General features: G+C 56.1%; 18 protein-coding genes. 6 read left to right on the forward strand and 12 right to left on the reverse strand.

The genetic code is table 11. The features are described 5' to 3' along the window. The first annotated feature begins 166 nt into the window (after positions 1–166). The 3 genes from CUC55_RS10765 (at position 167) to CUC55_RS10775 (ending at position 4418) form a co-directional block, all read left to right on the forward strand. On the forward strand, positions 167–1882 hold the full coding sequence (locus CUC55_RS10765) for a methyl-accepting chemotaxis protein (protein WP_245417745.1): 1716 nt from the start codon (positions 167–169) through the stop codon (positions 1880–1882). Continuing rightward, positions 1882–2358, forward strand: coding sequence for a chemotaxis protein CheW (locus CUC55_RS10770; protein ID WP_067645741.1), 477 nt, complete (start codon positions 1882–1884; stop codon positions 2356–2358). The genes CUC55_RS10765 and CUC55_RS10770 overlap by 1 nt, the downstream gene beginning before the upstream one ends. Positions 2359–2717: 359 nt before the next feature. Further along, positions 2718–4418, forward strand: coding sequence for a methyl-accepting chemotaxis protein (locus CUC55_RS10775; protein ID WP_103087835.1), 1701 nt, complete (start codon positions 2718–2720; stop codon positions 4416–4418). A 74-nt stretch (positions 4419–4492) separates the two neighbouring features. On the opposite strand, the gene CUC55_RS10780 is transcribed toward CUC55_RS10775, so the two are convergent. The 11 genes from CUC55_RS10780 to CUC55_RS10830 all read right to left on the reverse strand — a co-directional run bounded on the left by CUC55_RS10780 (position 4493) and on the right by CUC55_RS10830 (position 18943). After that, on the reverse strand, positions 4493–6148 hold the full coding sequence (locus CUC55_RS10780; protein WP_103087836.1) for an OFA family MFS transporter: 1656 nt from the start codon (positions 6146–6148) through the stop codon (positions 4493–4495). Positions 6149–6497: 349 nt separating this feature from the next. After that, the gene (locus CUC55_RS10785) at positions 6498–8603 is read right to left on the reverse strand and encodes a sensor histidine kinase (protein ID WP_425352819.1); all 2106 of its coding nucleotides are present in this window, start codon (positions 8601–8603) and stop codon (positions 6498–6500) included. Next, positions 8512–9885 (reverse strand): sigma-54-dependent transcriptional regulator, encoded by a 1374-nt coding sequence (locus tag CUC55_RS10790; protein WP_425352820.1) that lies wholly within the window; start codon positions 9883–9885, stop codon positions 8512–8514. Before CUC55_RS10790 ends, CUC55_RS10785 begins: the two co-directional genes overlap by 92 nt. A 175-nt stretch (positions 9886–10060) precedes the next feature. Further along, positions 10061–10885, reverse strand: coding sequence for a formate dehydrogenase accessory sulfurtransferase FdhD (fdhD, locus tag CUC55_RS10795; RefSeq protein ID WP_067645752.1), 825 nt, complete (start codon positions 10883–10885; stop codon positions 10061–10063). Positions 10886–11029: 144 nt separating this feature from the next. Next, positions 11030–11440, reverse strand: a complete 411-nt coding sequence (locus CUC55_RS10800) for a F0F1 ATP synthase subunit epsilon (RefSeq protein WP_067645753.1) — start codon at positions 11438–11440, stop codon at positions 11030–11032. A 75-nt stretch (positions 11441–11515) separates the two neighbouring features. Next, positions 11516–12973 (reverse strand): F0F1 ATP synthase subunit beta, encoded by a 1458-nt coding sequence (gene atpD / locus CUC55_RS10805; RefSeq protein WP_103087839.1) that lies wholly within the window; start codon positions 12971–12973, stop codon positions 11516–11518. Positions 12974–12997: 24 nt separating this feature from the next. Continuing rightward, on the reverse strand, positions 12998–13876 hold the full coding sequence (locus tag CUC55_RS10810; protein ID WP_103087840.1) for a F0F1 ATP synthase subunit gamma: 879 nt from the start codon (positions 13874–13876) through the stop codon (positions 12998–13000). A gap of 28 nt (positions 13877–13904) precedes the next feature. Beyond that, a complete protein-coding gene (gene atpA, locus CUC55_RS10815) occupies positions 13905–15434 on the reverse strand; it encodes a F0F1 ATP synthase subunit alpha (RefSeq protein ID WP_067645759.1) in 1530 nt (509 codons plus the stop codon). Continuing rightward, the gene (locus CUC55_RS10820; protein WP_173645923.1) at positions 15434–16000 is read right to left on the reverse strand and encodes a F0F1 ATP synthase subunit delta; all 567 of its coding nucleotides are present in this window, start codon (positions 15998–16000) and stop codon (positions 15434–15436) included. The genes atpA and CUC55_RS10820 overlap by 1 nt, the downstream gene beginning before the upstream one ends. Positions 16001–16259: 259 nt before the next feature. Next, positions 16260–16646 (reverse strand): AGROH133_08824 family phage infection protein, encoded by a 387-nt coding sequence (locus CUC55_RS10825; RefSeq protein ID WP_103087841.1) that lies wholly within the window; start codon positions 16644–16646, stop codon positions 16260–16262. A 65-nt stretch (positions 16647–16711) separates the two neighbouring features. Then, positions 16712–18943, reverse strand: a complete 2232-nt coding sequence (locus CUC55_RS10830; protein ID WP_103087988.1) for a primosomal protein N' — start codon at positions 18941–18943, stop codon at positions 16712–16714. Between the two features lie 134 nt (positions 18944–19077). Here CUC55_RS10830 and CUC55_RS10835 point away from each other — a divergent pair, with 134 nt between their 5' ends. From CUC55_RS10835 to CUC55_RS10845, 3 genes are all read left to right on the forward strand, one after another. Further along, on the forward strand, positions 19078–20013 hold the full coding sequence (locus tag CUC55_RS10835) for a tyrosine recombinase XerC (RefSeq protein WP_103087842.1): 936 nt from the start codon (positions 19078–19080) through the stop codon (positions 20011–20013). Positions 20014–20150: 137 nt separating this feature from the next. Further along, positions 20151–21245 carry a TraB/GumN family protein gene (locus tag CUC55_RS10840; protein WP_103087843.1) on the forward strand — a complete coding sequence of 365 codons (1095 nt, stop codon included), beginning with the start codon at positions 20151–20153 and terminating at the stop codon, positions 21243–21245. Between the two features lie 155 nt (positions 21246–21400). Next, a complete protein-coding gene (locus tag CUC55_RS10845; RefSeq protein WP_103087844.1) occupies positions 21401–23398 on the forward strand; it encodes a BCCT family transporter in 1998 nt (665 codons plus the stop codon). A 74-nt stretch (positions 23399–23472) separates the two neighbouring features. Here CUC55_RS10845 and lpdA read toward each other — a convergent pair whose 3' ends face one another. Further along, positions 23473–24879 carry a dihydrolipoyl dehydrogenase gene (gene lpdA / locus CUC55_RS10850; RefSeq protein WP_103087845.1) on the reverse strand — a complete coding sequence of 469 codons (1407 nt, stop codon included), beginning with the start codon at positions 24877–24879 and terminating at the stop codon, positions 23473–23475. Between the last annotated feature and the right edge of the window lie 38 nt (positions 24880–24917).

Consider the following 24917-nt stretch of genomic DNA (forward strand, 5'->3'; position numbering starts at 1 on the left):
GAATTGTTGTTGCCGTGAACGATCAATTGATTGTCCACGTCCGCGCGCAACAGCAAAGTCCGCAATGCGCACATGTGTGCCATTGCCATGGAGTGTCATCCACGTGCTATCTCTTCTTGGAACGCATGCGAAAGCTGTTCTCAACGCCCTTGGCCAATCTCAGGCGATGATCGAGTTTGACACCAGTGGGCGGATTTTGTCTGCAAACGAAAACTTCTGCCGAGCAATGGGCTACACCGCCGAGCAGATCGTCGGGCGGCATCACAGCATGTTTTGCGAAGCAGACTATGCCAAAAGTCAGGATTACCGCACATTCTGGAAAAATCTTGGTGAAGGAAAGTACCAAGCTCAGCAATATAAGCGTTTTGCCAGCGGCGGACGTGAAGTCTGGATTCAGGCCTCCTACAACCCGATCATGATGGGTGGCAAGGTCAAGAGCATCGTCAAGATCGCGACCGTCATCACCGACGAAAAGATCAAGTCGGCCGAAGATGGAGGCAAGCTTGCTGCTCTCTCTCGAGCTCAGGCAATCATTGAGTTCACCACGTCCGGTGAAATCATTACAGCCAACGAAAANTTTCTGAAGTGCCTCGGGTACAGTCTCCAGGAAGTTCGAGGTCAGCACCACCGCATGTTCTGCGACGAGCAGTTCCGCAACAGCCCGGATTATAACACCTTCTGGAGCAAGCTCGCAGCGGGGGAATTCATCTCGGCTGAATTCAAGCGCATCGGCAAAGGTGGAAAAGAAGTCTGGATTCAGGCGTCTTATAACCCGATCATGGACCAGGATGGTCGCGTTTTCAAAGTTGTCAAGTTCGCGACAGATGTGACCGAGCGCGTTCGCGCCGTGGATGATCTCGCCGTAAGCTTGACAGCACTTGCCAACGGAGACCTGACGGCCACCATCGAGACGCCCATCATTCCAACCCTGGNAAAAGTCCGCCAAGACCTGAACAGCTCTCTGCNAAAGCTGCAAAGTGCCATGCGCGATGTCGCTGAAAGTACCGGAAGCATCGCAACCGGATCGCGCGAAGTCAGCGAAGCCTCCGACAATCTTGCCAAACGGACCGAACAGCAGGCCGCAGCTGTCGAACAAACCTCCGCGGCCCTCAACGAAATCACCAGAACCGTGGCACAGAACACAACGCGCGCGGAAGAGTCCGGCGACCTTGTTGCCAAGACCAAGGCCGGTGCGGAGCGTTCCGGGGCTGTGGTTAGCAAAGCAATTGAAGCCATGGGGCGCATTTCACAGTCATCAAACGAAATCAGCAACATTATCAGCGTCATCGATGATATCGCGTTTCAGACGAATCTCCTTGCACTGAACGCTGGTGTCGAGGCGGCACGCGCTGGCGATGCTGGTAAGGGTTTTGCCGTTGTCGCGCAGGAAGTGCGTGAACTGGCACAGCGGTCTGCCCACGCCGCCAAGGAAATCAAAACACTGATCAACACCTCTGCCGAACAGGTCAAAGAAGGTGTCGAACTTGTTGGCGAAACCGGCAAAGCGCTCGACATGATCGTGACGCAGGTCGCGGAAATCAACAGCAACGTTGTCGCCATCGTAGAAACCGCACGCGAACAGGCAAGTGGGCTGAAAGAAATCAACCATGCCGTCGAAGCAATGGACACCAATACGCAGCNAAATGCCGCCATGGTGGAAGAAACGACCGCTGCCAGCCACAGCCTCGCTCACGAAGCAGACGTTCTGAGAAATTTGTTAACGCAGTTTAGATTTGAGAAACATTCTTCTGTTACGAATCATAGGATGAAGCCGGAAGACAAAGTACCGGTTGTTCGTACACCAGGCAGGATGCCAAAATCCGGATACGCGAGCGTCGGTGCGCTTGCACTAGCCCAGAACAAGGATTGGGAAGAATTCTGATGGTCACGATTAACTCTACGAACTTTGGCGGCGATACTCTCGAAATCATCGCGTTTCGTCTGCACGATCAAGAGTTCTGCGTCAAAACAACCACGATCCGTGAAATTCGCGGCTGGGCTCCATCCACACCATTGCCGCACGCGCCAAAAGACGTGATTGGCGTCATGAACCTTCGCGGTTCGGTTATTCCGATCATCGACTTGGCCTACAAACTCGGGATGAAGAGCACCGTTGCCAACGAGCGTAGCGCCATCGTCGTGGCAGAAGTCCACAACATGGTCATCGGCATGCTGGTCGACCGCGTTTCCGACATCCTGACGATCCCTGCAAGCCAGGTGCAGCCAGTGCCGGAAGTCTCCGCTTCCTTCGACAAGTCCTTCTCGGAAGGCATCATTGCCAATGAACATGGTATGATTTGCTTCCTGAACCTTGCCAAGATGTTCAAGGGCGCCGACCTCGATGACCTCGCCGCTTAAGGGCTGAGCCGAAGCTTCCATTATTGAATACTGACGAAAAACGCTGCTTGGCATATGCCCGGCAGCGTTTTTTTGTTGTGATGTGCCGCTGGAGTTGCAGGCATTTATCGTGGTTTCTATTGCAAAGATGCGCGCCGAAGCCAGCCGCGGATCGGACTGATCAGTTGAATCATGCGCTAAGCTTGGAAGAACCGAAAATAAACTTCGGCGATAGTTACCATCAACACTGTATTAATATTAATAAGCTCTAATGCAATTAGAGAATGAAATTATCAACGTAACTGAAACCTTAATTGAAAACGCGCGCGACTTTACGCAAATGCACTGCCGCGGCTTTTTTCAGCTCGTTTGGAGACGACATGCTTTGGCTGGGNAAAAATGCTGACAAAATACAGACACTTGAAGCTCTCTCTACCTCTCAGGCGATGATCGAATTCGATCTNAAAGGAAATATCATCAACGCAAACGAGAACTTCTGCGCCGCCCTCGGTTACAGGCTGGATGAGATCATCGGCAAACACCATCGCATCTTCTGCGATCGCGATTATGTGGAAAGCCAAGCCTATGCGGATTTTTGGAGAACTCTGGCAGGCGGAACATTTCAGGCTCAGGAATATAAGCGCATCCGTAAAGACGGCGCGGAAATATGGATCGAGGCGTCCTACAATCCCGTTTGTCGTGGTCGCCGTCCTTACAAAGTCGTCAAGATCGCCACTGACATCACTGCCAAGAAGCTGAAGGCAAAAGAAGACAGCGGTAAACTTGAGGCGATTTCGCGGTCTCAGGCCGTCATCGAGTTCACACCGCAGGGAGAAATCCTCACCGCCAACGACAATTTCTGCAACACGTTGAATTACAGCCTTTCCGATATAGTCGGCAAGCACCACCGCCTCTTTTGCGAACCTGCTTACGCGGCATCCAGTGAGTATGCGAACTTCTGGAAGCGGCTGGCGGCTGGCGAGTTCATTTCCGATGAGTTTGTGCGTTTCGGCAAGAACGGCAAGGAGGTCTGGATCCAGGCCGCCTATAACCCGANTTTGAATGATAAGGGACAGGTCGTCAAAGTCGTCAAATTCGCAACGGACGTGACACCCCGGATGAGCGCGATTTCAACGCTGGGGCACGCGCTGCGTCAATTGGCAGAAGGCGAGCTTCGCCAGCATCTCGCCACACCATTTGTACCCAGCATGGAAAAACTGCGCGGTGACTTCAATGAGGTTATCGAAAAGCTGCGCCTGACGATGCAAACCGTGGCACAGAATGCTGCCACCATCGCATCCGGCTCTGCCGAAATTCGCGTTGCTGCCGACCAGCTCGCACGGCGCACCGAGCAGCAGGCTGCCTCTCTGGAGGAAAGCGCTGCCGCACTGGAAGAAATCACCATGACGGTCAGGGATTCCAGCAAAGGTGCAGATGAAGCCGGNAAACTCGTAGGCTCTACCAAGGAAAGCGCAGAGCGCTCGGGTGACATTGTTCACCGCGCCATCGGCGCAATGGATAAAATTTCTCAGTCCTCGGGTGAGATCACCAATATCATCGGCGTCATCGATGACATTGCCTTCCAGACCAATCTTCTGGCACTGAATGCTGGCGTCGAGGCAGCGCGTGCGGGTGAAGCAGGCAAAGGCTTCGCAGTCGTAGCCCAAGAGGTGCGGGAACTTGCCCAGCGGTCCGCAAGCGCTGCCAAGGCAATCAAGGAACTCATCAATACATCCCGCCAGCACGTTGCCAATGGCGTCGATCTGGTTGGGCAGACAGGCGATGCCTTAAGACAAATCGCGGTGCAGGTAGGCCAGATCGATGTCAACGTATCGACAATCGTCAAGGCATCGAGAGAACAGGCTACCGGTCTGGTTGAAATCAACAATGCTGTGAACCTGATGGATCAGGCAACGCAAAAGAATGCAGCGATGGTGGAAGAAACCACAGCGGCGAGTCACGGTCTCGCCCGTGAGGCGGAAAGCCTGCGGGAGCTGTTGACACAATTCAACGTCGGCAACACAACGGCCAGTGCCTATGATACGTCGAGATCACCAAAGCTGGTGTCCGCGGCACGGTGAACTCCACGTACATCCAACTCTAAAATGCAAAAGGCGGCCCGAAGGCCGCCTTTTCCCGTCACGAGATAAAACGTTTACATGAACAGAACGAATGTCTTCTGCAACGTGATCCAGATACCCCACAAGATTGGGATACCGACGATTGCCCAGGCGATCAAAGCTTTGCCGTCAAAGCCGCCCTTGCCGATACCAAAGGAACCGGATGGACCGCTGCTCGCAGCTGTTGTCTTTGCCTGAAGTGATGCCACTTCAGCATCGGACATGTACCACTTGTCCTGCAACGGCTTCACCATCAGGTTGGCGATGAGGCCGACCACCAGCATTCCGGCCAGAATATACATGGTGAAATCGTAAACCTGTGCGCGGGGAATTCCGGCCGCGATCTGCGCTTCACGAATGTAGTTGACCACGACAGGACCGATGATACCCGCCGTTGCCCAGGCCGTCAGCAAACGACCATGGATCGCGCCAACGAATTGGGTGCCGAAAATGTCTGCGAGATACGCCGGAATTGTCGCAAAACCGCCGCCATACATCGAAACGATGATGCAAAGCATGCCGACGAACAGAGCCTTGTTACCCATACCAGCTGCCCACGGTGCAAGTGCGTACAACACGATCCCGAGTGCGAAGAAGGTGAAATAGGTGCCCTTGCGACCGATACGGTCGGAAAGCGACGCCCAGAAAAAGCGGCCAGCAATATTGAAGACCGAAAGCAGACCGGTGAAACCGGCAGCGATAGCACCAATCTGTGCCAGCTGTTCAGGCGTAAGGTCTGCGAACTTCACATCAGGAAGACCGATCAACGAACCGGCAAAAATTTCCTGAAGCATTGGGGACGCCATGCCGAGAACACCGATACCGGCCGACACGTTCAGGCAAAGAACCAGCCAGATCATCCAGAATTGCTTGGTCTTGTGCGCGTTCTTGAGATGAACGTGACGTGTGGTGATCATGGAGTTCTTCGCGGCAGGTGCAGTCCAGCCTTCTNGTTTCCAGCCCGCGGGTGGAATCCGGTAGCCGAAAGCACCCGCCATCATAAAGACGAAATAAATGGCCGCCATGACGAGAAATGTTTCCCACACACCGATAGACGCATCGGTACGGAAGTGGCGCATCAGCGCGTCCGCAAGTGGGGCGCCGATCATCGCGCCGCCGCCGAAGCCCATGATGGCCATGCCGGTTGCCATGCCGCGACGGTCCGGGAACCACTTGATCAGCGTCGACACAGGCGAAATGTAGCCGAGGCCAAGTCCGATACCGCCGATGACGCCAGCACCGAACCACATCAACCACAATTGGTGGGTCATGATGCCGACTGCTGCAATTGCCATACCGCCGCACCAGCAGATCGCCGACACGAAACCAGCCTTGCGTGGGCCAGCGCGCTCCAGCCAACCGCCCCAGATGGCAGCAGAGCAGCCAAGGAGCACGAAGAACAATGTGTAGATCCAGCCAAGGTCACTGACGCGCCAGTCGCACGTTGTAGTGAACAGCGCAGATCCCAGGTTGAGATCGGCGCAGGCAACGGAAGATGTGATGCCGATAGCCTTGGTCAATGGCAACCAGAATACCGAGAAACCATAGGCCATGCCGATGCAAAGATGGATGGCGAGCGCTGCTGGCGGAACCAGCCAACGGTTGAAGCCAGGCTTTGCGATAATTCTTTCGCGGTCCAGAAGACCTGCACCCGTCGCCCCTGGCGCGAGTGTGTCGTTCGTCGCTGTCATGTGTGTCCCTCCATTCGCCGCATCTGCGGTGAATTTCGATGTTGTTATTTGTCTCGAGGTTCAGCGTGACCTGTCGCTGATCCTGCAGGTCATACTGATAATCCCCGAAACCATGTCCCAAGCCCACGGGCCGAAAGACGTGAGGCGGCTCCTTCTTCGGGACGCTCACACGCAACGGCCTTTGTGTTGCTACACAGCCTCAGCAATTGGTGTGCCAGACACGAATTTGTTATTTATCAAGGAGATAGGACGGACAGCGTGGGAAGTAGAGACAAAATGTCCGACCCTTGCGACAAAATGTCCACATTTTCGCTTTCNTTTTGCCACTTTCGACAATGCTTACATGCACTTAAAGCACTTGCGGCAACCAGATGGTAAAGGTCGTTCCTGCACCCGGAACACTCGAGACAGTGATCTCACCGCCCTGGCGCACGATCAGCATCTGACTGACTGAGAGACCGAGCCCGGTCCCTTCCTGCCGCTTCGTGGTGAAGAACGGGTCGAAAATGCGGTCCACAACATCCTGACTCATCCCTACCCCGGTATCAGCCACCATGATGGCCACGCCTTGAGAGCCGTGCCGCTGCTCATCGACGCTATCCAATGTCAGCGTCCCGCCGTGCGGCATGGCATGGGCTGCGTTGACGATGAGATTGACCAGAACCTGCTGCAATTCTGTCCTGTTCATAGCCAGGAGTCCCGTGGCATCGTCATGGCGCACGACTTCGATACCAGCGCGGTTGAGGACGTGCTTCACCAGCGGCATACAATCCGACAGGACGCTTTCGGGTCTTAGGCGTTCCACGTACCCGGCAAACTCCTCCGGGCGCGCAAACTGCAAAAGTTTTCCAACAATCCTACTAATGCGGTCTACCTGTTCGTCGATCAGGTTGAATTCGGTTTTGGCGACATCCCCTCCGTCACCCAGCATGCTGCGCGCCACCTCCAGATTGCCCTGAATGACGGCGATGGGATTGTTGATCTCGTGCGCAACGCCTGCGGTAATCTCACCAATAGTCGCCAGCTTCTCGGACATGACCAATTGCTTGGTCGTCGCCTCAAGGCGGAGATTGGCAAGCTGTAACTCCTGCGTCCGCTGTTCGACACGAACGTTCAGTTCCTCGTTCCACGCCCTCAACTCGCCCTCACGCTGCTGAAGGCGGCCCAGCAATTTGTCAAGATGAACGGCGACCTGACCGATTTCATCTCCGGTTGGAGGCAGGCCTGTCCTTGCACCGAGATCTCCGTCATCGACTTTGGATATGGTCTGCGTCATGCGCTCCAGAGGCCTGAAAATGTCTCGCGCCCACCTTNAAAAAACGGGTATGCTGAGGATTGTTATCCCCAGAAACGCTGCAATGATCGAACCGAGCGTCTCGTATTTCGCACGTGCAAAAGGCGCTTCCAGAAAACCGACATAGAGCATGCCGATGCGCTTTCCGTAGCTGTCAACCAGTGGCTCGTAGGCTGATATATACCAGTCGTTGACGACGAAAGCGCTGTCGAGCCACACTTGCCCGGCGCCGAGCACTGCCGAATGAACGGCCTCCGATACTCGCGTCCCCAGCGCTCGCCGANTTTCGNAAAGACGAACATTGGTGCTGACGCGCACGTCATCCAGAAACAGTGTGGCCGTACCCTGGCTACCTTCCGGCAGGCTGGCTTGTCGGTAGACGAGGTCATTGATCTCATCGATGAAATCGAGGTTCTGGTTCAGCAGCCTACCCCCCACCAACGCCATCGCGCCTCTGCCGGGCAGTTTCAACGGGCTTGCCGCGTGGATCATCATNCCGCGCGTCTCCGCCGCCCGATCATCTTTCTGCGCATTGGAAGTCGGAAGAAGCTCGAGGCGTGCCCGCTGTGCGAGAGCGGGAGAGAGAGCCGAAAGCTCCTGCTCCGNAAAAATATCCATGGCATGGGATGCCTTGCCACCGAGTGCGGTGGCACGAACGGGCCAATCCACACGAAGCCTCGTTGCAGCGGTGCCCGCGCTTGCCGTGACAACCCCATCAGCATTCACGACAAATAGGAAGTCGAGGCCGAGCTTTTGGCGATTATCCTCCAGAAAGGCTTTCAGTGGAGCTTCTTGCCCTTCGGTCCCGATATCCCGCAACCGTGCAGAATCGGCAATCCCCTCCAGCCTTTCGCCAGTATTCTCGAGAATCGTCGCCAGATATTGATGGGCGACAGTCAAGTCGCTGTTGACCTTGGTAATCAGCAGCGCATCGAACTTGCCGCTCCAGCGCACCATCGTCACACCCAGCAACAAGGGCAGGATGACAAGTGTCGGCAATAGAGCAATGGCCAGAAGACGCACGCGAACCGACCGCACGACATTGATGGATGTCACAGTGCCCGGTCTCTCAGCCATGCCAGGACGACATCTTGCGATCGATCGNTTTGCGGGAAATACCAAGACGTCGTGACGCCTCGTCTCTGTTTCCCCCCACATCATCCAGAACAGCCAGAATATGCCGCCGCTCCACATCATCCAATGTGCCGGAGGCCACAGGCGCGGACGCGCCGCTGCGCAAATCGAGCGGGAAACGTCCAAGAATGACGCTTCGCTCGACAAAATTGCGCAGCTCGCGCACATTCCCCGGCCAGTGATAGGAAAGCAGCGTAGCGCGCACCGCGTCATCGATCTTCACTGGCGGCATGCCGAGTTGCTGTGAAAGCTTGTGCATGAACAAATCTGCAAGTTCCACAACGTCGCGCTCACGGTCACGCAGCGGCGCGAGATAGATCTGCATGACATTGATGCGGTNAAAAAGATCTGCTCGGAAACGTCCCNTTTCCACATCTGCCACCAAATCTGCGTTGGTGGCGAAGACGAAGCGTATATCGACAGGCACTTCCCGCTCGGCACCTACTGGACGCACCTTGCGGTCCTCGATCACCCGCAGCAGCTTGCTCTGCAACGCAATCGGCATCTCACCGATCTCATCCAGAAACAGGGTTCCACCTTGCGCATGCAGAAACAGCCCTTCGCGGCGGCTGTCTGCGCCCGTAAACGCGCCTTTCACATGTCCGAACAACTCTGTTTCCAGCATGTCGGCAGGGATAGCAGCACAGTTTATCGGTACGAAAGGTTTGTCCGCGCGGTCTGATAGCTCATGAATGGAGCGCGCCAGCACTTCCTTACCCGTACCAGACTCCCCGGTCAGAAGTACGGATGTCGGAAGCGGTGCCACGCGGCTGATCATATCGCGTGTTTGCTGAATAGTCGCGGAACTGCCGACCAACCGGTCGCGCAGAAAAATATGGTCGGACGCTGTTTTAAGCTGATATTTGAGCGCCGAGTTTTCCCTTTGCAGGTTGGACCGATCGAGCGCCCTCGATATGGCATTCAGAATCTGGTTGGAGCGAAAGGGTTTCAACACAAAATCGGCAGCTCCCGCGCGAATGGCCTGAATGGCAGTATCGAGATCGGCGTAGGCCGTCATCAGGATGGCCTCGGCGTAAAAGCCGATCGCCCTTTGCTCCGCCAACCATTCCAGCCCGGNTTTTTTGGGCATGATGTTGTCCAGAATGACGATATCGAAATGGCGATCATCAAGCTTGCGCGTCGCCTCCGCCGTGTCGGCTGCTTCGTCTACAAAGGCGCAGCGAGCCTCCAGCGTGCGCATTAGAAAATTGCGCATACCCGTTTCATCATCAATGATCAGAACCGAAGCCTTTGCCAGCCAAGGCCCGAAATCGGTGGCCTGAACGGTTGTCCGCGTTTTCGAAATCATGTCATGCTGCATGCTGCTCTCCCGGAACCGACCTGTCCCTCGGCACCTCAGATGNTTTGTAAGGAGATGCCCGGAACTCTGAAATTCCAGTGGCGCAAGCCACATTCGAGCAATGTCGAACTGACGAATATCAAAGTCGCAAAGGAAAGCAAAACGAATGCTGCGCCACGGGTGGCTATTCGTGATTGAGACCGTCGAACGTAATCCGATCTGGACGCGTGAAGATTTCCATATCGTCGCCCCGCACCAGAGCGACAAGCGTCATTCCGGCCTTCTCCGCCGTTTCGATGGCAAGCATTGTCGGCGCAGAAACCGCAGCAAGCACCGGGCTCCCCAGAATGGCGGCTTTCTGAACCATCTCCACGGAAATACGACTGGTCACGATGACGGCACCGCTTGCACCCAAGTGACCGCTTCGCAAGACTGCACCTGCCAGTTTGTCCAACGCATTATGTCGTCCAACATCCTCCCGCGCCGCGATCAAACCTTTCGTGGGGTGATAGAAGCCCGCCCCATGCACGCCTCGCGTTTGCCGGAAGATCGGTTGAGCTTCGTGCAGAGCATCCATCGCGGCGACGAGATCGATGGTGTCGAGGGTAAGCCGGGTCCGCGAAACATCCGGGATAGGCCGCACCGCCTGCTCGATGGATTCGATGCCACACAAACCGCAGCCAACAGGCCCCGCCATGTGCCGTCTGCGACTGCGCAAGGCATCTGCCTGCTCATCGAAAAGCGAAACCTGGACATCAAATCCCTGCTCGGTCTCGACTATCTCTATTGACTCGATCTGAGATAGCTCCGTGATGATGCCTTCCGTAAGGCTGAAGCCGACGGCAAAATCTTCCAGGTCAACGGGAGATGCCATCATCACCGCATGGGTAGAGCCGCCATAGGAGAAGGCGACAGGTATTTCTTCCGGTACGTTTCTGTTGCCGCTGGACACCACGCCGTCACGCAGGGATATGCGCTTCACCATCTGATAGGCTGAACTGACAGACATCCCTGCTCCTCTTATGCTGACGGGCGTTGGACGGTCGATGCCCACTTTGACACTTCCATGTACCAAAAACAAAAAGCGGCCCATTCGAGCCGCTTGAAGTTCCGTTTTTGKGGGCAGTCATTCTTTCGAACCCGCCCGGTGCTTTCAAGCGGCGACGAGAACCTCATGAAGGTTCGTCAATTCATACAGGTGCTTTTCGAGCTTGGTAAGATGCTCGTGATGATGGTTGCCTTCCTGAATTTCGGAACGGGCAGCATCGATACGTTTCTGCAAATCGTCAGGGGTGATATCGTCAGCGGCTGATGCCGACTCTGCCAACAATGTGCAACCGCTTTGGACGATGTCCGCAAAACCGCCGAAAACAACGTATTTATGTGTTTCGCCAGAGGCGAACTTCACAGTGACGAGGCCTGGCTTGATGGTCGTCATAACAGGCGCGTGGTTCGGCAAAACCGTCATTTCGCCAAGCATGGCCGGAATGACAACTTCAGTGACCGTCTCGGATACGAGCAGCCGCTCGGGAGAAACAAGTTCGAATTTGAAAGTGTCGGCCATGGCTATTCACTTCTTCTATGTTGCGCGACAGACAAAGGCGCGTGGAAAAGCCACGCGCCTTTCTTGATAATTTTATCAGGCAGCTTCAGCAGCCATTTTCTTGGCTTTTTCGACGGCTTCTTCCATCGAACCAACCATGTAGAAAGCAGCTTCCGGCAGGTGGTCGTACTCGCCGTTGACGAGACCCTTGAAGCCCTTGATCGTGTCTTCGAGAGCCACGAGCTTGCCCGGAGCGCCAGTGAAGATTTCAGCCACGAAGAATGGCTGCGACAGGAAGCGTTCGATCTTACGAGCGCGCGCAACCGCCAAACGGTCTTCTTCAGACAGTTCGTCCATGCCGAGGATGGCGATGATGTCCTGGAGGGCCTTGTAGCGCTGCAAGGTCATCTGAACCTTACGAGCAACTTCATAGTGCTCTTCGCCAACGATCATCGGGTCGAGCATGCGCGACGTGGAGTCGAGCGGGTCAACAGCCGGATAAATACCCNTTTCCGCGATAGAGCGCGACAGAACCGTCGTTGCGTCCAAGTGGGCGAACGATGTTGCTGGTGCAGGGTCGGTCAAGTCGTCGGCGGGCACGTAAATGGCCTGAACCGAGGTGATCGAACCCTTGGTCGTGGTGGTGATGCGTTCCTGCATCTGGCCCATGTCGGTTGCCAGCGTTGGCTGATAACCCACAGCGGAAGGAATACGACCCAGAAGAGCCGACACTTCGGAACCAGCCTGCGTGAAGCGGAAGATGTTGTCCACGAAGAACAGAACGTCCTGGCCTTTGTCGCGGAAGTCTTCAGCGATAGTCAGACCCGTCAGAGCAACGCGAGCACGCGCGCCTGGCGGCTCATTCATCTGGCCGTAAACGAGAGCAGCCTTGGAGCCTTCGCCACCGCCAAGCTTGTTCACGCCGGATTCGATCATTTCGTGGTAAAGGTCGTTGCCTTCGCGGGTACGTTCACCCACGCCAGCAAATACCGAGTAACCACCATGCGCCTTGGCGACGTTGTTGATCAGTTCCATGATGAGAACGGTCTTGCCAACGCCGGCGCCGCCGAACAGGCCGATCTTGCCGCCCTTCGCGTAAGGGGCGAGAAGGTCGACGACCTTGATGCCTGTAACCAGAATCTGGCCATCGGTGGACTGCTCCACGTAAGACGGCGCTTCCTGGTGAATGGCGCGCATGCCGGAGGTGACCAGCGGGCCTGCTTCGTCAACCGGCTCGCCGATGACGTTCATGATACGACCGAGCGTCTCAGGACCGACCGGAACGGTGATCGGAGCGCCCGTGTCACGAACGGCCTGACCGCGAACCAGGCCTTCGGTCGAGTCCATGGCGATTGTACGCACGACGTTTTCGCCGAGGTGCTGCGCAACTTCGAGAACCAGACGGTTGCCGTTATTGTCAGTCTCAATCGCGTTGAGGATCGCAGGCAGATCGCCTTCGAACGCCACGTCGACAACAGCGCCGATAACCTGCTTAACCTTGCCGGTCGCGCCAGTGATCGCTGCGGTTTTCTTTGGGGTAGCTGCCTTAGCCATTATCCTTACCCTCTTTCCTTAACCTCAGAGCGCTTCCGCGCCCGAAATGATTTCAATCAGTTCCTTGGTGATCTGAGCCTGACGCTGACGGTTATAGGAAAGCGTCAACTTGTTGATCATTTCACCGGCGTTGCGCGTGGCGTTGTCCATCGCGCTCATCTTGGCACCCATTTCGCCAGCCACGTTTTCGAGCAGAGCCCGGAAAACCTGAACGGAAATGTTGCGCGGAATAAGGTCTTCCAAAATGGAAGCCGCATCCGGCTCGTATTCATAAATCGCTGTCGTTGCAGACTGCTCGACCTCGACCGCAGGAGCCGCAGCGGGAATAAGCTGCAGACCCGTAGGTATCTGGCTGATGACCGATTTGAACTCGGAATAGATCAGCGTGCAGACATCGAACTCACCGGCGTTGAAACGCGCGATGATCTTCTTGGCAATACCATCGGCGTTCTCGAAACCCACCCGCTTCACGTCACGCAGTTCAATGCGTTCGATGATGTTGGCCGAGAATTCGCGACGCAGGCTATCGTAGCCCTTCTTGCCGACAGTCATGANTTTGACCGTCTTGCCCTGCGCGATCAGCTTGCGAGCGCGATCACGGGCAAAACGGGAAATCTGCGCATTGAAACCACCGCAAAGACCACGGTCAGCCGTGCAGACGACGAGCAGATGCACGTCGTCCTTTCCCGTACCGGTCATCAGAACCGGAGCAACGTCTGCCTCTACCGCCTGAGCGATATTGGCAAGCACGGCACCCATGCGCTGCGAGTAAGGCCGGGCGGCCTCCGCAGCTTCCTGGGCGCGCCGAAGCTTCGCCGCNGCGACCATTTTCATCGCCTTGGTAATCTTCTGCGTCGCCTTTACGGAGGCTATGCGGTTTTTCAGATCCTTTAGTGAAGGCATCCGTTATCCGTCCCAGTCACGAGGCTAATCAGGAGAAAGACTTGGCGAAATTTTCAAGAGCAGTCTTCAACTTGCCCTTGGTGTCATCGCTAACAGCCTTTTCCGTGCGGATGGTGTCGAGAATGTCTTTGCCTTCCGAGCGGAGGTAAGACAGCAGACCCTGCTCGAACTTGCTGATGTCTGCAACAGCGACCTTGTCCAGGTAACCATTCACACCAGCAAAAATCACGGCAACCTGTTCTTCCGTCTTGAGCGGAGAGAACTGTGGCTGCTTGAGCAACTCGGTCAGACGTGCACCACGGTTCAGCAGGCGTTGCGTGGAAGCATCGAGGTCGGAACCGAACTGGGCAAAGGCTGCCATTTCACGATACTGGGCAAGCTCGCCCTTGATCGAACCGGCAACCTGCTTCATGGCCTTGATCTGAGCGGCAGAACCAACGCGCGAAACCGACAGACCGACGTTAACAGCCGGGCGGATACCCTGATAGAACAGGTCGGTTTCGAGGAATATCTGGCCGTCGGTGATCGAGATCACGTTGGTCGGAATAAACGCGGAAACGTCGTTACCCTGCGTTTCGATGACAGGCAGAGCCGTCAGCGAACCATTACCAGCAGCGTCGCCCATCTTGGCGGCGCGCTCGAGCAGACGCGAGTGCAGGTAGAAAACGTCGCCAGGATAAGCTTCACGGCCCGGAGGACGACGCAGAAGGAGCGACATCTGACGGTAGGCAACAGCCTGCTTGGAAAGGTCGTCGTAACCGATCAGCGCATGCATGCCGTTGTCACGGAAGTATTCGCCCATGGCGCAACCGGCAAACGGTGCCAGATACTGCATCGGAGCAGGATCGGAGGCCGTTGCAGCAACGATGATGGAATACTGCAGAGCGCCACGCTCTTCAAGAACCTTCACGAACTGGGCGACGGTCGAACGCTTCTGGCCGATAGCGACGTAGACGCAGTACAGCTTTTCACTGTCTGGACCACTGTCGTGGATAGCCTTCTGGTTCAGGATCGTATCGAGAATGATCGCTGTTTTGCCGGTCTGGCGGTCACCGATGACCAGCTCGCGCTGACCACGACCAACAGGGATCAGAGCGTCGATGGCCTTGAGGCCGGTCGACATTGGCTCGTGAACCGACTTGCGTGGAATGATGCCGGGGGCCTTGACGTCAACACGCGAACGGCGCGTTGCGTTGATCGGGCCTTTGCCGTCGATCGGATTGCCGAGAGCATCGACAACGCGGCCGAGGAGCTCTGGACCGACAGGAACGTCAACGATAGCGCCAGTCCGCTTGACGGTGTCGCCTTCCTTGATGTCACGGTCAGAACCGAAAATAACGACGCCGACGTTGTCATTTTCAAGGTTGAGTGCCATGCCGCGAATGCCGCCTGGGAACTCGACCATTTCACCGGCCTGAACATTATCGAGGCCGTAAACGCGGGCAATACCGTCACCGACGGAAAGCACTTGGCCGACTTCCGAGACTTCAGCCTCGTTGCCGAAATTTTTGATCTGGTCTTTTAGAATTGCGGAAATTTCCGCGGCGCGGATATCCATCAGCCAACCTCTTTCAGTGCAAGCTTAAGGGTGGAAAGTTTGGTGCGAAGAGACGTATCGGTCTGGCGCGAACCAACCTTGACGATGAGACCGCCAAGAATGGATGGATCAATGGTCAGAGCGACCTTCACATCCTTACCAGTGACGCTCTTCAACGCCGCTTTCAGTTCAGTTTCCTGCGCCTCATCCAGCGCATGTGCCGAAGTCACTTCGGCAGTAATCTCGCCGCGATGAGCGGCAGCGATTTCACGATAGGCAACGATCATTCCGGGAACGGCAAACAGGCGACGATTGCCCGCAACGACCTTTAGAAAGTTTGCAGACAGACCAGAGATACCGGCCTTTGCAGCAAGAGCGGAAATTGCTCTGGACTGATCTTCAGACGAAAAGACCGGGCTCGCAACCAGACGCTTCAGGTCATCACTTTCATCCAGCAAGGCCTGAAACGTATCGAGATCGGCACCGACTGCATCGACAACACCCGCTTCCAAAGCGAGCTCGAAAAGCGACGACGCATACCTTTCCGCCACACCGGATGTTCCATGGGAGGCATTTGCCACGGGCACTTTTTCCCTGCTAATCGTCCAAGAAACAGGCGCCGATTTCGCAGCGCGCCAAATTCTTGAAATCGTTTCAATTTCCCCGAAAAAGACCGGAATTCCCCCCTGTCTTTTATCGATTTCGCGGTCCGTCTAGCATAGGAAGCGGGGACTCGCAACACGCGTGGTAACGGAAAGTGTCTTTTGGGCCAGAGGAGGAACGTTAATTTTTTCAAATTACGCAGTTGTGACCCGCAATGGCATCATTATCGACNAAAAATCGTTTTTAGAACAACCCGAAGACGTACATCAACGGCAATGCAGCTAAGACGAAATGAACAACCAGGAGTAGGCAATTTCGCACCGTTGCTCCACCATCCGACAGGATCGAGAGAATGGCACCGAACACGGCAAGCGCNAAAGATGCGCCGAATGCGAGATAGACCATGGGCTGTGCCAGAAGCAGCGCGCTTGCGCCAAAGCCGAGATAAAAGCCTCCGAGAGACGAGCGTAGAAGGACCAGGCCGTCACGTCGATCCGTCATCAATTGCAAACCGAACAGGCGGAACGTCACCCCCGGTGCGAACATGATGAAAAGTCCGATGATGGCAGACACAGCCGCAGCAACAAAAGCCATTTGCTCGCCGAATTCACTCGGAAAATAGAATTCCATGATAGTCCCCAAATCAGTGATCCCCTGCCGCCTTATGCCACGGCAGGCGACACATCGAAAGAAGCTCAGAGAAAACTTTGTGGATCGATATCCACCTGAACATGCACCGATCCGCGCTCTTTCGGCCCGCTGCCCAGCATCGCGCGCATGAAACCTTGCATGTCGGAGTTCCGCTTGCCGTGGACGAGCAGCCGGAAACGGTATCGCCCGCGAATGAGTGCAAGCGGCGCTTCGGCAGGTCCCAACAGCATGATGCCCGAGGCCTGCGGGGCGGATGCACGCAGACCACGCGCATGGGTCTCGGCTTCCGCTCGCGTATCGGCAGAGACGATGAGAGAGGCCAAACGACCGAATGGCGGCAGCAGTGCCNTTTCCCGCTCGATCACTTCGCGTTCGTAAAAGGCTGCAGCGTCGCCTGAAACGATGGCCTGCATGACGGGATGTTGCGGTTGATAGGTTTGCAACAGGCCATGGCTCTTGAGGCCGGTTCGGCCTGCTCGGCCCGTGACCTGTGACNAAAGCTGGAATGTGCGTTCCGCGGCACGTGGGTCTCCATTCGCCAACCCCAGATCCGCGTCGACGATACCAACGAGTGTCATAAGTGGAAAGTTATGACCCTTGGCGACAAGCTGCGTGCCGATAACGATATCCGCCTCGCCCTTAACGATGGCTTCCAGTTCCAGCCGCAGACGCTTGACGCCCATCAGGTCGGAAGACAGCACGATGGTCCGCGCCTCTGGAAAGTGCTTCTCGACTTCCTCGGCAATACGCTCCACGCCGGGACCACAAGCTGCGAGATGATCGAAGGTGCCGCATTCAGGGCAGTGATCGGGTGTCGGTTGGTTGTGACCACATTGGTGACATTGGAGTTGGCTGCGAAAACGGTGCTCCACCAACCAGCTCGAACACTGCGGGCACTGAAAGCGGTGGCCGCAAACGCGGCACAGTGTCAATGGTGCATAGCCACGCCGGTTCAAGAACAGTAGAGACTGCTCGCCCNTTTCAATGGTTTTGGCTATGCCACGCAACAGCACCGGCGACAGAAAGCCGCCTCTCTCAGGCGGATGGCGGCGCATATCGACCAGATGCAGGTCCGGCATCGCCGCATCGCCAAATCGCGTATGCAAATGAATGGTATTATAACGGCCCGAGATGCCGTTGACCTGGCTTTCGACGGAGGGTGTCGCCGAAACCAGCACCACCGGGAAGTCGGCGATTCGCGCCCGCACCACGGCCATATCGCGGGCATTATAATAGACGCGGTCTTCCTGCTTGTAAGCCGGGTCATGCTCTTCATCGACAATAATGAGCCCAAGATTGTCAAAAGGCAGAAACAGCGCAGAGCGCGCACCGGCGACCACCCGCACCTCACCCGTCACCGTTTGCCGCCAGACTTTTTCACGCATCCTTGGTGACAAATCGGAATGCCATTCTGCCGGTTTGGAGCCAAAGCGGTCCTGAAAGCGATCCAGGAACGACGCCGTCAGCGCGATTTCCGGCAAGAGGATCAGCACCTGCTTGCCCTGCCGCAGGGTTTCGGCCACGGCCTCNAAATAGACCTCGGTCTTGCCAGAGCCGGTGACGCCGTCGATCAGCGAAACAGCAAAGCCGCCCTTCTTCACGTCTTCCAGAATCTCGGACGCCGCCTGCTTTTGCGGCCCTTCGAGACGGGGCTCGGTATAATCAGGATCGGGCTCGGCCACGACAGGCGGAGCGGGCAGGNAAACAGTTTCGAAAATGCCCTGCTTGGCCAAACCGTCGATGACACTGGTTGACACGCCAGCGGCATTGGCAAGACCGCTTTTGGTCCAAGCATGCCCTTCACCGGCCAACTCGATGACACGCCCGCGCGCCGGCGTCAGCCGTTCCGGACGCGCCTCTGTCAGCCGCAAACCTTCGATCATCGGTTCAGGGTCGAATGCAGCAGGCGCACGCAACGCCATGCGCGCCACCAGCCCGGGCGGCGACAGCGTGTAAGTGGCGACCCAGTCGATGAAACGACGCATTTCGTCTCGTATCGGCNGGCAGTCGAANTTTTTCGTGATGGGCCGCAGCTTCTTCGGATCGACAGAGGCACCATCCGTCTTATCCCAGACAACACCGATAACCTGGCGCGGACCCAAGGGAACCTGCACGATGGACCCCGGCTCCACCACCATGTCGTTTGGAACTGAATAGCTGTAAGGCCCCGGCGCTGGCATCGGTACCAGAACGGGCACGGACGTCACAGGCGCACCGTGTGTCGGCTGTTGATCGCCAAACAGCGCCCCAAACAGATCGGTCGAATCTTTTGCCATGATGTCGGCGACCATGCCCTTTGCCAAACGAAAAGGGAACCTTTAGCGGAACACGTCGCGCCCTGTCACCCGCATTTTAACCAAATACTGACGGCAGTTCTCTAGTGTCCATCCAGATATAAGGACGACGCGACGTGGATGAAATCCTGACCTTTGCCGATCCAGACCTTCTGAGCGAACGCCAGTCATGGCTTCGCGCACTGGAGGGCGAGCGTCGGCTGTCGGATAACACGGTCGAAGCCTATGAACGCGATACCCGCCAGTTTCTGATGTTCATGACGGGATATCTCGGGCATCCAACGCGCATCAGCGATGTCAGCAATCTGCGTGCCGTCGATCTGCGTGCCTTTCTGGCATCGCGCCGGAAGGAGGGTGCCGGTGCCCGTTCATTGGGACGCCATCTCGCCGGTCTTCGATCTTTCCTGCGATATTTGGAAAAGAAAGGGCTGGTGAATGCTGCCGGTGCTACGGCCATGCGCTCGCCCAAACAACCAAAATCACTGCCCAAGCCGCTCACTGACCGACAGGCGCTGACAATAACCACAACGGAAGCGCAGCTTTCCGAAGAGCCCTGGATTGCCGCGCGCAATGCCGCCGTGCTGGCCCTGCTCTACGGCTGTGGTCTGCGCATCTCCGAGGCTCTAAGCCTCACACCGGCCGATTTGACAAGCGGAACACGTAGCCTGCGAGTGACCGGCAAAGGCAACAAGATGCGCATTGTTCCTCTGCTTGCTGTCGTGCTGGAAGCCGTCGATGCCTATCGCAAACTCTGTCCCTATCACCTGCCAACGGACGAACCGCTTTTTGTCGGTGCGCGTGGTGCTAAACTTCAGCCTGCCATCATCCAGCGCGAAATGCAGAAATTGCGAGGCGCATTCGGTCTGCCCGAAAATGCCACGCCACATGCGCTTCGCCATTCCTTCGCCACCCACCNTTTGGCGGGTGGTGGCGATCTTCGCACGATCCAGGAATTGCTGGGCCATGCCAGCCTGTCCACCACACAGATTTACACCGGTGTCGACACGGCCAGACTGCTCGAAATCTACGACAATGCCCATCCGCGGGCATAGCGAAAAGGCCGAAAGAGTGACGGTGTTTCGATCCACGCTTAAAATGAAACAACCACCAACAGTCTGTTAACTATAGCTATTAACCCTCCATGCAACCCCCGCCGCTATAAACGACGGCAGAAAACCGGGGTGATTCGATGACCGTTCTTTCCAGGCCGCAGAGCCTGACATCGCTGCTGATGGGCCGTTTGGGTGACACGCTGTTGTGGCTGCTTGCTTCACTGCATGTCACGGCGCTTGCCGTTCTGGCTTTGACCCTGTTGTCGTTGAGCCAGGCCAATGCAGCAGAGCAATCGATCANCTGCGCAGGNAAAGATCTTCTGATCGACATGCNAAAAAGCGATCCGGCGCGCTATGACGCCATCCTTGCGGATGCCNAAAAAATACCAAACGGCAAAGGCGCTTTCTGGAAAATAGAAAAGGCAGGCGTTGAGCCATCCTGGCTTCTCGGCACCATGCATATTTCCGATCCTCGCGTATTGGCAATGCCCAACGGCGCAAAGGAAGCATTTGCGAAGGCCTCGACCGTGATCGTCGAATCCGACGAAATCACCAGCGAAAAGCAAGCAGCGACATCTTTGCTTTCNAAACCGGAGCTGACGATGTTTCTCGATGGCAAATCCATCACCGATATGCTCTCGAAAGACGATGTCGCAAAGCTGGAAAGTGGTCTGAAAGAACGCGGTATCCCCCTGAACGCCGTGGTGAAAATGAAGCCCTGGATTTTGTCGAGCTTCGTCGCACTTCCGGCTTGCGAATTTGCCCGCAAGGCAAAAGGCGCGAGCTTTCTGGATATGCAACTGGCCAATGATGCCGTGCGGGACGGCAAACAACTGGTAGGCCTTGAAACGCTGCTGGAGCAACTGACCGCCATTTCCGAACTGCCCATGTCCTTCCACATTCAGTCCCTTATCGAGATGCTGCAGATGGGCGACCGCATGGACGATGTCATGGCAACGATGATCGATCTCTATCTCGCAGGCGATATCGGCACCATCATGCCCATGATGNAAAACATCGATGCCAAGGATGACAGCCAGACACAGGATGGATACGCAGCCTTCGAACAGCGCATCATCGATGATCGCAACCATGTCATGGCGGATGGCGCCACGCCGCATCTGGAACAGGGCAACCTCTTCATGGCCGTCGGTGCGCTGCATCTGCCGGGCGACGTTGGCGTCATAGAACTTTTGCGCGCTAAGGGTTTTACCATCACAGCGGTTCAATAAGGCGAACTTCGCCTCCTAACCCACTGTAAATTTAGAATATTCTAAACNAAAAACCGCCCCGCGTCATGCAACCATCTGGCGCGCAAACCATTCCCTCCGTCAAGCACAGCGCTGTCTAGCGCCGTTTACGACTTGTATCTGGAGAGGGGATTTCCATGACCGAACCGCAAACGCCCGAGGTCCGCAAACGCGTGGGCCTGACGGAGGGCGTCAACAAACCCGTATTCATATGGTCCGTGGCACTGACGCTGGTGTTTGTCGTGGCCGGGGTTGTCGTTCCCGAAGGCTCGGCTGCGNTTTTCAGTTCCGTTCAGTCCTGGATCGTCGCCGAACTCGGCTGGGTCTATCTGCTATCCGTTGCTANTTTTCTGATGTTCATGCTCTATCTGGGCTTCTCCAGCCACGGCAAGATCAAGCTCGGACCGAACCATTCGGAGCCGGATTATAGCTACGGCGCGTGGTTCTCCATGCTGTTTGCAGCTGGCATGGGCATCGGCCTCGTCTTTTTTGGTGTGGCGGAACCGGTCAAGCATTTCATAGCACCTCCCGTGGGTGACGCGGCAACGATCGAGGCAGCGCGCACGGCTATGGAAATCAGCTACTTCCACTGGGGACTGCATGCCTGGGCGGTCTATGCCGTTATCGGCTTGTCGCTTGCCTACTTCTCGTTCCGCCACGGCTTGCCGCTGACGATGCGATCCGCGCTCTACCCCCTCATCGGCGACCGAATCTATGGTCCGATCGGTAACGCCGTGGATATTTTCGCGGTCATCGGCACGCTCTTTGGTGTCGCGACATCTCTTGGCCTCGGCGTGCTTCAGGTCAATGCGGGCTTCAACCATGTCCTTGGCTGGCCGATCAGTTTCTGGATACAACTGCCGTTGATCGTCGTCATTACCGGAATGGCGACGATATCTGTTGCCACGGGTCTCGATAAGGGCATCAAGTTCCTGTCTAACTTGAACATGCTGATGGCAGTTGCGCTGATGCTGTTCGTATTCGTGGTGGGACCGACGACGTTTTTGCTTCGAGCATTCGTGCNAAATCTCGGTGCCTATCTCGACCAGTTCGTTTTGCGCACCTTCTACATGTATGCATACGCGCCAAATCAGGGACCAGCCGAGTGGTTGGGCGATTGGACGTTGTTCTATTGGGGTTGGTGGATCGCATGGTCTCCGTTCGTCGGCATGTTCATCGCGCGCATTTCGCGTGGTCGCACCATNCGCGAATTCATCGCTGGCGTATTGCTGGTTCCAACAGGCTTCAGCTTTGCATGGATGACCGTGTTTGGTGACACCGCGATTTCCATGCACCTGACCGGAGCTACGACTGCGGTTTCGGATGCAGTGGCAAACGACGTCACGCTCGCTCTCTTCGTTTTCCTCGAGCAGTTCCCGCTAGGTGTCTATGTGTCCTGGTTCGCCATGGCGCTTATCGTATTTTTCTTTGTCACCGGGGCTGACTCGTCAGCGCTCGTCATCGATACGCTGACATCGGGTGGACGCGAGGATGGTCCAACNGCGCGCCGGGNTTTCTGGGCAATCGTCTCAGGGATCATCGGTGCCATTCTACTTTCGACGGGTGGATTGGACGCACTTCAGACTGCCTCGATTGCAGGTGCACTGCCCTTCACTTTCGTCATGCTGTTGATGTGTTGGGGCCTTTGGAAAGGCTTGAAGCGGGAGGGGGCGCGCCAGAATGCGCTGGTGCAAAGTCTCAGACCTCGTCAATCGGCGAGTTGGCAGCGACAGTTACAGGGCATTCTGAATCATCCCGGAAAAGCCGAAACGGAGCGCTTCTTCAGGGAAACTGCGACGCCTGCCTTGGAAGCCGTTGCTCTGGAGTTGGATAAGAAGTCTCTGGCCTCGCAGATGGATATTAGGGACGACAGGGTAAAGCTGGTCGTCACCCCTGGCGAAGCCGAGGAGTTCATCTATGGCATAAGAATGCGCCGCTATGAGACGCCGGGCTACAGTTTCTTTGAAAGGCAATCCAGTCGCAAAACGGCAGAGTACTACTATCGGGCAGAGGTGTTGCTGTCAGATGGCGGACAGGATTACGACGTCATGGGCTTCACCAAAGAAGAACTTATCCAGGACGTTCTGTTGCAGTATGACAGGCACTTTCAATATCTCCACGCTATCAGAACATAATGCGGCGTACAGAAAGCGCACATAAAGAAGGCCGCAGTCTGGGAAGACTGCGGCCTTTTCGTTGACTTGAAATCTTACATGTGGATCGGCTTGAAGAAGGTGGCGAGTGCCGCTTCTTTCACGGCTTCCGACATGGTCGGGTGCGCATGGCATGTGCGACCGAGATCTTCAGACGAACCGCCGAATTCCATCAGCACGGAAATTTCCTGGATCAACTCACCGGCGCCGAAGCCGAGGATATGACCGCCGAGAACGCGATCCGTTTCCTTGTCCGCAAGGATTTTCACGAACCCGTCGGTAACCTGCATGGCGCGCGCGCGACCGTTGGCGGTGAAGGGGAACTTGCCGACCTTGTAGGCAATTCCTGCTGCCTTCAATTCCTCTTCAGTCTTGCCGACAGAGGCGACTTCCGGCTGTGTGTAGACGACGCCTGGAATAACGTCATAATTCACATGGCCGTGCTGACCTGCGAGAATTTCCGCCAGTGCGACGCCTTCGTCTTCGGCCTTGTGCGCCAGCATCGGACCCTTGACCACGTCGCCAATGGCGTAGATGCCTTCCACATTGGTCTTGTAGTGACCATCGATTTCGACGCGGCCACGGCTGTCCAGAACGACGCCTGCTTCTGCCAGGCCCAGACCTTCGGTGTAAGGCTTGCGACCTGTAGAGATCAGAACGACATTGGCGTCCAGCGTTTCAGCCGCACCACCCTTGACCGGCTCGAACACCACCTTGGCGCCATCGCCAGACTTCTCGACGGCGGTTACCTTCGCACCAAGCTTGAAATCAATGCCCTGCTTGGCAAACAGACGCTGGGCCTGCTTGGACAACTCACCGTCCATGCCAGCGAGAATGTTGTCGAGATATTCAACGACCGTGACCTTCGCGCCCAGACGCGACCAGACCGAGCCGAGCTCGAGGCCGATGACACCGCCACCGACAACAATCATCNTTTCCGGAACCTTGGTCAGCGCAATGCCGCCTGTGGAGGACACGATGACCTGTTCATCGATGTCGACCTGCACGCCCGGAATGCCCGCAATATCAGAACCGGTTGCAATCACTATGTTCTTGGCTTCGATTTCCTGAACTTCGCCCGCATCATTGGTCACCGAAACCTTGCCGGCGGAAACAACCTTTCCGAGACCCTGGAAGGTGTCGATCTTGTTCTTCTTGAACAGGAAGGCGACGCCATCGACATTGGCCTTCACCACGCCGTCCTTATGGCCCATCATCNTTTCAAGGTTGAGCGTTGGCGCAGCAACCTCAATGCCAAGGCTGTCGACGCCGTGGGCGACATGCGCAAAGACTTCAGATGCGTGCAGCAGGGCCTTGGACGGAATGCAGCCGACATTGAGGCACGTACCGCCATAGGTCGCGCGCTTTTCGATAACGGCAACTTTCAAACCAAGCTGAGCCGCCTTGACCGCGCAAACGTAACCACCGGGACCGGTGCCGATAACAACTACATCATAAGCCATGTTCTTGTTCCTGATTAACTACTGACGGGACTGCAGCC

Origin of the sequence: Agrobacterium bohemicum, assembly GCF_002896715.1 — a bacterium.
GTDB lineage: Bacteria > Pseudomonadota > Alphaproteobacteria > Rhizobiales > Rhizobiaceae > Agrobacterium > Agrobacterium bohemicum.